Origin of the sequence: Bacteriovorax sp. PP10, assembly GCF_035013165.1 — a bacterium.
Classification (GTDB): domain Bacteria; phylum Bdellovibrionota; class Bacteriovoracia; order Bacteriovoracales; family Bacteriovoracaceae; genus Bacteriovorax; species Bacteriovorax antarcticus.
This window is the reverse complement of record NZ_JAYGJQ010000001.1, coordinates 222,639-235,961: the sequence shown is the minus strand read 5'-3', so window position 1 is coordinate 235,961 and position 13,323 is coordinate 222,639. Positions and strand designations below refer to the sequence as shown.

Genomic DNA, 13,323 nt, shown 5'->3' with positions numbered 1-13,323 from the left:
TTCTAGAATCCATTATAGAGAAATTTTAATGTAGTGTTTGTTTCTCTCTCTTTCAAACCAAACTGCGATTTCTGCTTTTACTGCTTTTTCAAAAAGCTGATCTTTGATCTTATCTTTTTGAGAAGCAAAGGCTTCAGTTTCAACCAGGTCCTTTTTAGCAAGATAGAAAACGTGATATTGATTGTTGATAACGATTGGAGTTGTTAGAGCACCTTCATCAGTAGACTTTAAAAGGTTTCTAAACTCAGCCGTGATTCCTTCTTCAGTAATGTCATCAAGGTTGTTCACAGTCATCGTTGAGTAAGCTTCAGGAAGGTTACTGTTGATTCTGTATTGTCTTACGACATCTTCCATCTGACCTTTACCGGGTTTACCGATATTTTCTTGAGGGATAGCGTAATCGACTAACGTGTATTTAAAGTTCATACGCGAGTCTTTGATGTTGTTTTTGTAGTAAGTGTTTTTTACATCTTGCTCAGAGACTGAAATCATCGGAGAGATAACACGGTTAACGAAATAGCTGTACTCAATAGCTTCTCTTAAAGACTCGAAGTATTCGTCAAACGAAGTTCCCTGTTGTTTTAAGAATCCCATTAAAGCTTTTCTATCAACACCCAGACGTTCCTGGTTTTGCTTAATTTGAGCATCAACCTGATCATCAGTAATTGTGTAACCAATTTCTGTAAGTTTTGATCTTACTAAATATTTGTTGATTGAGATTTGAAGAATTTCAGCAGCAGTGAACGAAGTTTTGTCATAAATCATCGGCGCCACGTTTCTCTTAATCGCAAGATTACTTACCGTGCGGTTAACTTGAGACATTGTGATGATATTATCGTCGACGATGGCAGAAATTTTATCGAGAAGTTTTGCTTGTGCAGATAACGAGCAAAGAACTGTGAAAACAAAAAAAAAGCGACTTGCGAGTTTCATTTTAACCTACTCAAAATTATAGCTTTGTTGGCTATTAAGAGTAAGTTATATGATTCTACTACGCAAGTCGCAAGAGCTAAGTCCGATCTATTTTAAGAATTCTTTGTTAATTTTAATTTGTGCAGTTTTACGTGCGTCAGCAAAGTACTCATCAAGAATTCTGTCACGTTTTTGATCGTAAACAATCTTCTTGTATAGTGCTGGGTCAACTTCTTTCCACTCTTTCACGCCAAGAACTTTAATGATGTGAAGTCCGAACTGAGTTCTGATTGGTGGTGAGATGTAACCGTTTGGTTTACCGTTGATAGCTTTGAAGAATTCAGGTGCATACTTAACAGCTGGAAGGTAACCAAGATCTCCTGCAGTTGGTGCAGTTGAACTTTGTGAGTACTTGTTAGCAAGTTCCGGCCACAATTGTGGTTTTGACTGAAGTTGTTTGTAAACTTCTAGTGCCTTCTTCATTGCTTCTTCTGTCTCGCCTTTATCTGGAGCGACTCTGATGCGGAAAAGGATATGAGCTGTGCGGTATTCACGAGCTTTTGAGTAATAGTCCTGAGCTTCTTTATCACTTACAGTGATTGCTTGAAGTTTCTTCTCAAGGTCTTTTGAAATTTGAGCGTGGTATAAAACGTCTTCCATTTTCGCTTTCACGACAGGATCGTTTTGGTAGTTTGCTTCTTTCGCTTTTTTAATCCCGATTTCACGGTTGATGATATCGTTTAAAACTTTTTCTTTTGTAACGATCTTATCGGAAACGTACATAAGGTTTTGTTCATAAGCTTGGTCAAGCTGTCCTTTTTTAATTTCCACACCATTCACAGTTGCTACGACAGCTTCTGGATTTGTGTTTCTTGGATTTGTTGCTGGTTGCTCTTTATCTTGAGAAAAAGCAGTCGCAGAAAATGCCAGGGCAAGAATCGCTAAGTAATTTGATGTTTTCATCACTAATATCCTCAGAAAAGTTAATTCTTCACAACGAGATTTATGTTTAATTCTCTTTAATGATAACAGAATTTGTAAAAAGGAAGAATAAAAACGCTAAGATGGAATTAAATGCTCACTGATGGTCTTTGAAAACTTGAGTAAATCATTTTGGGTAACGGCCGTTTTTTGGTTGAAGATCACTCGGTAATCTGGAGTAAATTGATAGATTTTAGGACGAGAGATAAAGAAGTTCACCACGCGATCTCTTAGTTCAGTGTCGTTTTCTAAGAATTGCTTATCAAAACGTAACGTAATGGCCGATCCACCAACTGATACTGACTTTAGTCCCAGAGTTTGAAGATAAATTCTGGTCTCAAGAACCACAAAAAGATTTGAAAGCTCATCGCTGAAGATCCCATAAACATCCTGGAATTCTTCTCGGATACTTTCAAGTAACGAATGCGTTTCACAGTTTGATAGACGTTTGTATTGTTTCAAGCGCTCACTTGCATCACTGATGTAGTGATTTGGAATGAAGGCAGGATATGGTGTGACGATCTCGATATCTTTTTTAAGCAACTTCTTTTCACCGCGAATTTCATTAATGGCGTCTTTTAAAAGTTCCATATAAAGCTCGAGTCCAACAGCTTCAACATGGCCTGATTGAGTGGCCCCAAGAATATCCCCTGCTCCACGAATTTCTAAATCCACAGAAGCGATGTTAAATCCTGAACCCATATCGGCGTATGTTTGAAGAGCGTGCAAGCGCTTTTGAGCAATTGATGAAATTTCGCGCATACGTGGCACGACAAAATAACAATATGCTTTTTTATCAGAGCGGCCAATACGTCCGCGCAACTGGTGAAGCTGAGCAAGACCATAAGTGTCTGCACGATCGACAATCATTGTGTTGGCATTGGGAATATCAATACCTGATTCAATAATGGTTGTCGCAATTAAGATCTGATAATTTCCGCTATAGAAAGAATTGATTCTATCTTCAAGTTCTTTTTCACTCATTTGTCCGTGAGCAAAAGTGATTCTTGCTTCAGGAACAAGCTCTCTGATTGAAGCAGCATACTGTTCAATATCGTGAACTTTATTGTGAACAATAAAGACCTGACCACCACGTTGTAATTCTTTTTGTAGGGCCATCTGAATTGTTAATTCGTCTTCTTTAATAACGTAAGACTTAATCGACTGTCTTCTTGGTGGAGCGGTTTTGATAAGTGATAAATCGCGCAGACCAAGGAAGGCCATCTGTAATGTTCTTGGAATAGGAGTTGCCGTTAATGTTAAGAAATCTACCGATGCTTTCATCAATTTTAGTTTTTCTTTGTGACCAACACCAAAGCGTTGTTCTTCATCGACGATAACTAATCCCAGATCCTGGAACTTTAATTTGCTCGATAGTATCTTATGCGTACCGATTAAAATATCGATCTCGCCTCTTTCTGCTTTTTCTAAAATCTCTTTTGATTCTTTGGCCGTTTTAAAGCGTGAAATGAATTCAACTCTTACCGGAAAGTCTTTAAATCGTTTTGAAAATGAATTGAAATGTTGAAGTGCTAAAATCGTTGTTGGAACTAAAACTGCCACTTGTTTTTTATCTTCAACAGCTTTGAAAGCTGCTCTCATCGCCACTTCTGTTTTACCAAATCCTACGTCACCGCAAACAAGATAATCCATCGGCACTGGCTTTTGCATAGCTTCTAAAACTTCTTCAATCGCACGTGCCTGATCAGGAGTTTCTTCGTATGGGAAAGCAAGTTCAAACTCTCTGTATAAATGATCAGGAGGATTGAATGCATAAGCGACAGATGACTGTCTTTCGGCCTGAAGTTTTAACAAATCGAAAGCTAATATTTTAGCTGAATTTCGAGCGCGAGCTTTGAGTAATGTAAACTTATTTGTGCGAAGACTATCCGACTTTAGTGAAGCCGTAGCATCCGCATGTTTTTGAATTAGATTTAACTTATAAACAGGAACATAAATTTTATCGTTCTCGGCGTATTTTAAAACAAGGAAATCACTTTTGTCGCCGCCGATATCAAGCGCTTCAAGTCCTAAGTATTCCCCTACTCCGTATTCACTGTGAATAACGTAGTCACCAGGCTTTAGTGTTGCAAGTTGTTCGGCGAAAAGATCGAGATCTACTTTTTTAAATTTCTTCTCTTTATTTTTCTTAGCAGCAAATAAATCTCCATCACTAATGATAAGAAATTTTTCACCTTCGTAATAAAAACCTTCTGAAACTCTAAAGGGTAAAAACTCAATTCTCTTTTTAAGATCGCTGTCGAAATTCTGTAAATCAATTAAATGTTTAATTTCATTTTTCGATGAATCACTATACGAAGAAAAGTAGATTTTTCCCTGGAATTGGAAGTGTTTTTTAATAAAGTCTAAGGCCGCTTTAATGTATTCAGGTTTAGCTAATGTCGGATTGATGTGTTCGTTTAAAAATGTTTTTGTTTTAATTAAACGCAGGTCTACTGAATCAGCAATATTGCCAAACACCATGTCGAGATTGACTTGATCGATAAGAATCGCTTTTTTATCTCTGATATGTTCAAAGTATGAAAAGTCATAAATTTTATTGTAAGTCGGAAGAATATTTTCACTGTTAATATTCTCTTCACTGTTTTCATAATCAAAACGAAGTCCTTCAGCTAATTCTAGTTGAGATCTTTCAGTTTCATTGGCATTTAAAACAGTGACTAGTGTTTGTTCAATGTTGAAGTAATCAAAAAGTGTTTCCGGGTTTTTAAAAAACAGCGGAAGATACACTGGATAATTTTCAAAAAGCAGTCCATCACTTAAGCGGTTAAATAATGCTTTTCTAAATTCGAATTTTTGTTTGAATGAAGGGCCGAACTGCGGAAGATTTTCTCGCAACGTGATTGGGAAATCATGATGAGCTAAAATTCCTGCGGCCGGTGTAATACACACTTCTGTTAAAGGAGTTTCACGCATTGTTTTTTGTGTATCGAGATCAATCGGAAAAATACTTTCGATCAAATCATCAAAGTACGACAAACGAACAGGTTGTGCTCCAACAGGGTAAATATCAAAAATTTGGCCTTTTTGAATAAAGGTCCCAGGCTCTTCGACTGATGTGGCCGAAGAATAACCCATACCAACCAACTTTTTTGCCAGGTCAATGGGAGCAATCACGTCATCTGTTTGAATACTGAAACTAAAATCTTTAAAGAAAGATCGTGGTGGAGTTCGAAGTGATAAGGCCTCAAACGATGTCACAAGAATAAATTTTGTTTTCGATTGATCGATTCGACTTAATTTACTTAGGACCTCAAGCCGATCGTAAAAACTCTTCTCCGACGAAATTACTCCGGAATATAGAGATGCATCAAGCCCAGGATAAAACAGCAATTCAAATTCTTTTTGATCTTTATTTATCTGCAGTGAGTTGTAAAAATCTTCTGCTTCGTCGTTATTTGCAGCGATGATTAATTGAGATTTGTTTGAAATTAATTTCGCATTTTCTCTAAAAAAAGAATTGAGAATGAATGACCACTGTTCAGTGGTTGCACCGTATAAATTTAATGGTGATGAAGCGTGTCCATCCCAATCTAAAATTTTTTGAAGCAGGGAATTAAAGTGACTCATATAACAATCATTTCACCAATAAAATATTTCCAAGATATTATATTTTCGTGTAATCTAAGGAAACTAAAAAATTGGATTTTTTATCTCGGAGATCAAGATGTCGACATTAAATCTAGACGTCTACATGCCGGTCGTAATTTTAATTGCGCTCGCGCTACTTGTGGCAGGTGGATCGCTCTTTTTGGGGAGTTTAATACGTCCTCATAACCCTAACAAACTCAAAGAAACTGCATATGAGTGCGGTGAGGAACCTGTTGGGAGTGCATGGGCGAATTTTAACGTTCGTTTCTATGTTATTGCTCTTATCTTCATCATCTTCGATGTTGAAGGCGCGCTAATGTTCCCAGTTGCTGCAGTCTTTAAGAGATTCAATGAAATTGGTCTTGGTGGAGTATTGCTTGGTTCAATTTTCACTTTCGTTTTAATTCTAGTTGCAGGACTTGTTTACTGCTGGAAGAAAGGCGATCTTGACTGGGTTAAGAGTTATTCACAGGCACCTACTACTTTCGGTAAAAAGGACTAGTCATGAATTCAAGTGTATTTTCATATTTTCAACAATCGAATGAATTAAATCACCTGATTGCTTCGTCATCAAAACTTTTAGGTTTCGATACAACATCACTTTTAGCATTCGTTATATTTGCAATCTTCGCAGGAATCATCGTTGGTGTTATGGCAACAATCGGTGGTCTTGGAACTTACGCTGAAAGAAAGATCTCTGCCGATCTTCAAATGCGTATGGGTCCTAACCGCGTTGGACCTTTTGGACTTCTTCAATTCCTGGCCGATGGGGTGAAGATGATTTTAAAAGAAGACATCGTGACGACAAACGCTGATAGATTTGTATTCAACCTTGCACCAGTTCTTTGTATGGTTGGTGTATTTGCAACTTTAGCAGTTATTCCATTTTCAAGTGGATTCATGCTGGCCGATCTTAACGTTGGTATTTTCTACCTTGTTGGTATGGCATCTCTAGTTGGTGTTGGAGTTTTCTTAGGTGGATATGCATCTAACTCAAAATGGTCAATGCTTGGTGGTATGAGAGGGGCTTCGCAAATTATTTCTTACGAAATTCCTGCGACAATCACAATCATCTCAATCGTTCTTCTAGCTGGTGGTCTTTCAATGAAAACATTGATTGGTGCACAAGGTGGAGCACCTCATGAGTGGTTCATTCTTCACAACCCATTTGCTTTCATCGGTTTCTTCGTATTCTTCATTTCAGCTCTTGCTGAAACAAACCGTGCACCATTCGACTTACCTGAAGCTGAGTCTGAACTAGTTTCTGGTTACCACACAGAATATACAGGTATGAAGTTCGGTCTATTCGCTCTTGCTGAATATATCGAAGTTTTCGTTGTATGTGGTGTAGCTGTTGCTCTTTTCCTTGGTGGATATAAAGTACCTTTCGATCTTGGTACAGGACAAGTTCTAGTTGAAAAACTAGGAATGGACGGAATGATCGCTCAAAACATTGGTCAGTTCTTAGAGCTTGGTGCTTTCTTTACAAAAACACTTGCTCTTTACTACGTTGTTATCTGGATTCGCTGGACTCTACCTCGTCTAAGAGTAGATCAGCTAATGACTCTTTGTTGGAAATACTTAACTCCAATCGCGATTTTCAACCTTCTAGGTTGCGCAGTTTGGATGTACGCATTTAATGGAAAATCAATTTTTACTCTAATTTTCTCTGCGGCCGCAAGCCACGGCGGACATTAATTAGAGAATAGGGAGAATACTGTGTTTGGAAATACATTATTTTTATTATCAGCAGTGCTTACCCTAGCGGGTGCTTTTGCATGTGTTTATAGCAAAAACTTAATGCACTCATGTATCTATCTACTAGCTTCTCTTTTTGGAGTTGCTGGTCTTTATGCATGTCTTGGTGCTGACTTCTTAGCTGCAACTCAATTAGTTGTGTACGCTGGTGGTGTTATCATTCTTATGTTGTTTGCAATCATGCTTACAGGTGGAACTGGTAATAGAGTTAACCGTTACGGATTAGAAAAAATCCCGGCAATGGGTAACAAGAAGACTTTCATGATTGCTGGATTTGCAGCTGCTGTTTCAGCACTTATTTTAGCAAAAATCCTTTACTCAGTTTTTGCAGCAAAAACGGTAGCAACGACAGGCTTTAATAGCCCATCAGTTGCCGACATTGGAACTGCACTAGCAACAGACCACATTTTAGCATTTGAAATTTCATCGGTTCTTCTACTGGGTGCCCTTATTGGTGCAGCAGTAATTTCAAGACCAAGGAAAGAAATCCATGATTAATTTAGGTTCTTACTTAGCTATTTCATTCATTCTATTTCTTTGCGGAATCATCGTAATGATCGCAAGAAAAAATATTGTTGCGATTCTTATCGGGATCGAGCTTATTTTGAATGCAGCGGCACTTAACTTTGCAGCTTATACAAAATTTGCTAACGGCAACGTTGAAGGGAACATTGTAAGTCTTTTCATCATTGTTATCGCAGCAGCCGAATCAGCAGTTGGTTTAGGGATCATTATCAGATTCTTCCAACTTAGAGAAAGTATCCATATGGATGATGCTTCAACTTTACAGAACTAATAATAAGGTAAGGACTAAAAAGGATATAGTTAAATGGATTACACAGTCTCAACCATAGCACCAATTGTACTACTGCCGTTCTTTGCGTTCGTAATAAATGTATTTATTGCAAAGCGTTTCCCAACAACAGCAGTGGCATTATCAACGGCCGCTATTTTTGGATCATTTATTTTCGCTTTGAGAATCTTCTTAGATTTCCAAGGTGTTTACGCTGTTGATTATCACATCCACAAAGTTTTCACGTGGTTTGACTTAAGTGCAGGCGAACATTTATTTAAAGTAAACATGGGTATCTATATAGATAACATGACATCTGTAATGCTTTTAATGGTTACAGCTGTAGCAACTTTGATTCACGTTTTCTCTACTTGGTACATGCATGATGACCCGAGATTTGCACGATTCTTCGTGTATATGTCACTCTTCACGTCAGCGATGTTGGGCCTTGTTCTTTCAGATAACCTACTTTCAGTATTCATTTTCTGGGAGTTAATGGGATTCTGTTCTTACTCACTAATCGGTTTCTATTACGAAAAAGAAGGTGCTGGAAACGCATCGATGAAAGCTTTCATGACTACAAGAGTTGGGGACGTTTTCTTCTTATTCGGTATTCTTGCTATCTGGATGACTGTTGGAAGTACAACTTTTGTTGATATTTACGCAGCAATCGGAGCGGGAAAATTTGGTGCAATGGTTCTTGGAATTCCTCTAGCAACAGCAGCAGGATTTTCAATTTTCGTTGGAACAATGGGTAAATCAGCTCAGGTTCCTCTACACGTTTGGTTACCGGACGCGATGTTTGGTCCAACTCCATGTTCGGCACTAATCCACGCGGCAACAATGGTTGCGGCCGGAGTTTATCTATCTTTAAGAATGTTCCCATTAATGGAAGCAGGACATTTAACAATGTTCATCGCTTACATCGGTGCGATCACAGCTTTCGGAGCTGCTACAATCGCTCTTATCCAAACAGATATTAAAGCGGTTCTTGCCTACTCTACTATTTCTCAACTTGGTTACATGGTAATCGGTATCGGTGTTGGTTCATACAACGCTTCTTTCATGCACTTAATTACTCACGCTGTATTCAAGGCGTGTTTATTCCTTTCAGCTGGATCAGTTATTCACTCGATTCACTGCCAGGAAATGCCGCAAATGGGTGGTCTTCGTAAGAAACTTCCATACACATTCTTCGCAATGTTACTTTGTTGTTTAGCGATCGCTGGTGTGCCGTTCTTCTCAGGATTCGTATCTAAAGATAGAATTCTTGGTGACGCTCTAGTTATGGCAATCGAAAACAAAGGTTACATGGGTGTAGCAATTCTTGGTTTCGGTGGTGCTCTTCTAACTGCTTTCTACATGTTCAGAATGCTTTTCTTAACTTTCTTTGGCGAGCCACGCGATCACCATATTTATGATCACGCTCACGAAGAACATATCGGATGGAATTCAAACGTTCCTCTTTTAATCCTTTCTGTATTTACTCTTGGGTTATTTTACTCAGGGTCTTTCACAGGTCAGGGAGAAGTTAACGTTTTTGGATCAAAATACGAATGGTTCCAAACTTTAATTCACAAACCAGAAGCTAGTCATCTTGAGCACTTTTCTCACTATCAACGTGAAGATTTAGGTAGCACAGATACTCGCGATAAAGTTGAACTTCCAAAAGCTGCTTACGATGCAAACCACGGAATGGATGAGCACCACGCTCACTTCGTTCACACGGTTCACAGAGTTGGTGCACTTGCTTCGATCATCATCGCTTTTGCTGGTATTTTCTTAGCGTACTCAATGTACGTGAAAAAATCAGTGAACCCGGACTGGTGGGCACAAACTTTCGCTGGTTGGAGAAGAGCTCTTCAAAACAAATACTACTTCGACGATCTTTATATCGGAAAAGTTATTCAAAAAGGTCTTCTTCCGTTCAACAACTTGTTGGCGAAATTTGATTCAGGAATTTACGACAGATATGTGGTGGATGGAGTAGCGGTATTAAACCGTTGGGCATACACAGTGTCTCGTTGGTTTGATAACAATGTTATCGATAGCGGAATGGTTGATGGAACTGGAGCAAGTGTTCGTTTAATGAACGTTGTTCTAAGAACTATCCAATCAGGTAAAGTTCAGTTGTACTTCATCGTATTGATCGTTGTTCTTGCTAGTTATGTTTTAACGTTAAGATTTTAGTTTAATTATATAGTAACTTTTCTAAGGAGATACCGGTGGCCGGTTCATTATTAAGTTTGATTTTATGGATGCCTATAATTGGTGTACTTGGAGTTCTTCTTTGTCCAAAAGACAAAACAACTCTAATTAAAGCATGGGCTTTCATTAACACTGTTATTACTTTCGCTCTTACTCTGGTTTTATGGTGTAAGTTCGATACAACACAGGCGGGAATGCAAAGTGCATTTAACGTTGTGGTTCCATGGATTTCACAATTCCACATCTACTACCGTTTAGGGGTTGATGGGATTGCAATGCCAATGGTTGTCCTAACAGGATTACTATTCATGCTTTGTATCCTTTCTTCATGGACACAAATCAAGAAATCAATCAAAGCTTACTTCGCACTACTTCTACTTCTTCAGTCGTGTGTATTCGGAGTATTTTTCGCACTAGATTTCTTCCTGTTCTATGTTTACTGGGAAGTAATGCTAATTCCGATGTTCTTCCTTATCGGTGTTTGGGGTGGAGAAAACAGAGAGTACGCTGCTGTTAAGTTCTTCCTTTATACATTCTTTGGATCAATCTTAATGCTTGTTGGTATCGTTGCTCTTTATTTCGCAACAGGTGCTGGTGCAGATTCATTCAACATTCTTGCTCTTTCAGGCGGGAAGTTTACTCAACTTACAGTTAATATTTTCGGTCAGAGTTTATCTTTCTCGAAACTGTTCTTCATTTTCATGTTTATCGGGTTCGCGATCAAAGTTCCGGTTTTCCCTTTCCACACTTGGTTACCACACGCTCACGTTCAGGCACCTACTGCAATTTCAGTAATCCTGGCCGGTGTACTACTAAAGATGGGGACATACGGATTCCTAAGAATTGCATTCCCAATCTTCCCTGATTCAGCAAAATACTTCTCAACGGCAATTGCTTGGTTGGGATTAATTAACGTTATCTACGGAGCACTTTGTGCAATGGCACAAACTGACGTTAAGAAACTTATCGCTTACTCATCAGTATCTCACATGGGATTTGTAATGCTTGGTCTTGCTGCTATGACAGTTCAAGGTATGAACGGAGCTGTTTTACAGATGTTCAACCACGGAACTTCAACAGCTATGATGTTCTTCATGATCGGTCTTCTATATGAAAGATCTCACCACAGATGGATCGTTAAACCAGATGGTTCACGTGGATACGGTGGTCTTTATACACAACTTCCGGTTTACTCAATTATCTTCATCATTGGTATGTTTGCTTCAATGGGACTTCCAGGACTTTCAGGATTCATTTCTGAAGCTCTAATTTTCCTTGGTATCTACCAACGTTTTACGACAATCACAGTTCTTGCTCTATTCGGTCTTTTCATTGGTGCTGCTTACCTTCTTTGGATGTTCAAGAGAATGTTCTTCGGAGAAGTTAACCCAGAAGTTAAAGAATATACTGACATGACAAAACTGGAAGTGACTTACATGATTCCTCTATGTGTTGCTGTAATTCTTTTCGGGATCTGGCCTTCGCCAATCCTGAACGTGATGAAAGCTTCAGTAGGACAACTTGTTTCGTTACTAGCAACTTTCTAAGAAACGATTAGGAAATTAGGACATAGAGATGCATTTAAATTATTTAGCAAATATTGGTCGCTACATCCCGGAAATCCTTCTGGTGATTTTAATGGTGGGCCTTATTCTTCTCGAAGTGACTTATAAAGAAGACGAGAAGAATAGAAGATACATCTTCATCACGGCAATGATCGGATTGGTGGCAACGTTTGTTGCTTTACTCGCAAACTATGGTGATAAACCTGGTGCGATTTTCAGCAATGCGGTCATTATAGATGACTTCAGTACTTTGATGAAAATGATCATGGTGCTTGGAACTATTGGAGTTGTTTATTTAAGCAGATTCTCAAGAGACATCTACGAGACACTTAAAACTGAATTCGTAATCATGGCCGTTGGGATTTTGATTGGTGGATTTCTTCTAGCTTCAGCAAACAACATGCTGACTATGTATTTAGGGATCGAAACTCTTTCAATTCTTTCATACGTTATGGCCGCATTCAAAAAGAACGACGAGAGATCAAGCGAAGCTGGTCTTAAGTATGCTCTTTACGGTGGGATTTCTGCAGGGATCATGCTTTTTGGTTTATCACACATCTACGGTGTAATTGGTACAATCCAGTTTACTGGAATTGTGGCGATGATTCCTAAGCTTACAACAGGTCAGCTTGCGATCCTTATGCCTTCATTTGTTTTAGTTTTTGCAGGTATCGGATATAAAATTGCAGCGGTTCCATTCCATATGTGGTCACCGGATGTTTACGAAGGAGCTCCAACTCCAGTAACAACATTTTTTGCAATCGTTCCAAAGCTTGCAGGTATTGCAGCTTTAATCCGTATTACTTCAATTTTCTTCACAGTTGATTCTCCACTTAAAGTTGGATGGATTGGTTTAATGCTAATTATTTCAGCATTAACAATGACTGTTGGAAACGTGACTGCGATCGGACAAAAATCAGTTAAAAGAATGTTAGCTTACTCATCAATCTCTCACGCAGGGATCATGATGTCGGCACTTGTAATGATTGGTGACCTTGGAGTTAAATCGGTAGTGTTCTACGGAATCACTTACCTGTTCATGACTTTAGTTGCTTTCTACATTACAAGCATCGTTCAGGATAAATACGGTAACGATCACTTTGAGCGTTTTTCTGGATTAATCTACAGATACCCGGTTATGGCCGTGATGATGACAGTTGTAATGTTCTCACTAACAGGTCTTCCACCGTTAGCTGGATTCGTTGCAAAGTACAACATCCTTACTTCATTAGTTAGCTCTAAGTTTTATACACTAGCAGTTATCCTTGCGGTTAACTCTGTTGTGTCAGCTTATTACTACTTAAAAATTGTTCGTCTAATGGTTCTTAAACCAGCAGAGTCTGACGAATCAATCGAAGGATTCGGTTTTTTAAATCAACTAGTTATTGTGGCAATGACTTTACCAGTTTTTGTTCTTGGAATTTTCTGGGACTCAATTATGCAACTAGCAGCTAGTGCAAAATTGTTCATTCAATAATCAAAGAAGCGAGACGA

The 13,323-nt window shown here is 38.6% G+C and carries 10 protein-coding genes; 7 read left to right on the top strand and 3 right to left on the bottom strand.

Going from position 1 to position 13,323, the window contains the following annotated elements:
• Positions 1 to 12: 12 nt before the first annotated feature.
• The 3 genes from SHI21_RS01090 to mfd form a co-directional block, all read right to left on the bottom strand.
• Positions 13 to 933 (bottom strand): peptidylprolyl isomerase, encoded by a 921-nt coding sequence (locus SHI21_RS01090; RefSeq protein ID WP_323574261.1) that lies wholly within the window; start codon positions 931 to 933, stop codon positions 13 to 15.
• Between the two features lie 87 nt (positions 934 to 1,020).
• Entirely contained in the window at positions 1,021 to 1,875 is an 855-nt protein-coding gene (locus SHI21_RS01085) for a peptidylprolyl isomerase (protein ID WP_323574260.1), read from the bottom strand.
• Positions 1,876 to 1,971: 96 nt separating this feature from the next.
• Positions 1,972 to 5,484: a transcription-repair coupling factor gene (mfd, locus tag SHI21_RS01080; protein WP_323574259.1), complete on the bottom strand. Its 3,513-nt coding sequence runs from the start codon at positions 5,482 to 5,484 to the stop codon at positions 1,972 to 1,974.
• Between the two features lie 97 nt (positions 5,485 to 5,581).
• On the opposite strand from mfd, the gene SHI21_RS01075 reads away from it, so the two are divergent.
• From SHI21_RS01075 to SHI21_RS01045, 7 genes are read left to right on the top strand one after another with little or no spacing between them, the layout of a single operon-like run.
• Entirely contained in the window at positions 5,582 to 6,007 is a 426-nt protein-coding gene (locus SHI21_RS01075) for an NADH-quinone oxidoreductase subunit A (RefSeq protein ID WP_323574258.1), read from the top strand.
• Between the two features lie 2 nt (positions 6,008 to 6,009).
• Positions 6,010 to 7,203 (top strand): NADH-quinone oxidoreductase subunit NuoH, encoded by a 1,194-nt coding sequence (gene nuoH / locus SHI21_RS01070; protein WP_323574256.1) that lies wholly within the window; start codon positions 6,010 to 6,012, stop codon positions 7,201 to 7,203.
• Between the two features lie 21 nt (positions 7,204 to 7,224).
• Positions 7,225 to 7,761, top strand: a complete 537-nt coding sequence (locus tag SHI21_RS01065) for an NADH-quinone oxidoreductase subunit J family protein (RefSeq protein WP_323574254.1) — start codon at positions 7,225 to 7,227, stop codon at positions 7,759 to 7,761.
• On the top strand, positions 7,754 to 8,059 hold the full coding sequence (gene nuoK, locus SHI21_RS01060; RefSeq protein WP_323574253.1) for an NADH-quinone oxidoreductase subunit NuoK: 306 nt from the start codon (positions 7,754 to 7,756) through the stop codon (positions 8,057 to 8,059). Before SHI21_RS01065 ends, nuoK begins: the two co-directional genes overlap by 8 nt.
• A gap of 33 nt (positions 8,060 to 8,092) precedes the next feature.
• Positions 8,093 to 10,246 (top strand): NADH-quinone oxidoreductase subunit L, encoded by a 2,154-nt coding sequence (nuoL, locus tag SHI21_RS01055; RefSeq protein ID WP_323574252.1) that lies wholly within the window; start codon positions 8,093 to 8,095, stop codon positions 10,244 to 10,246.
• 35 nt (positions 10,247 to 10,281) lie between these two features.
• Positions 10,282 to 11,811, top strand: coding sequence for a complex I subunit 4 family protein (locus tag SHI21_RS01050; RefSeq protein WP_323574251.1), 1,530 nt, complete (start codon positions 10,282 to 10,284; stop codon positions 11,809 to 11,811).
• Positions 11,812 to 11,839: 28 nt separating this feature from the next.
• Positions 11,840 to 13,306: an NADH-quinone oxidoreductase subunit N gene (locus tag SHI21_RS01045; RefSeq protein ID WP_323574250.1), complete on the top strand. Its 1,467-nt coding sequence runs from the start codon at positions 11,840 to 11,842 to the stop codon at positions 13,304 to 13,306.
• The last annotated feature ends 17 nt before the right edge of the window (positions 13,307 to 13,323 follow it).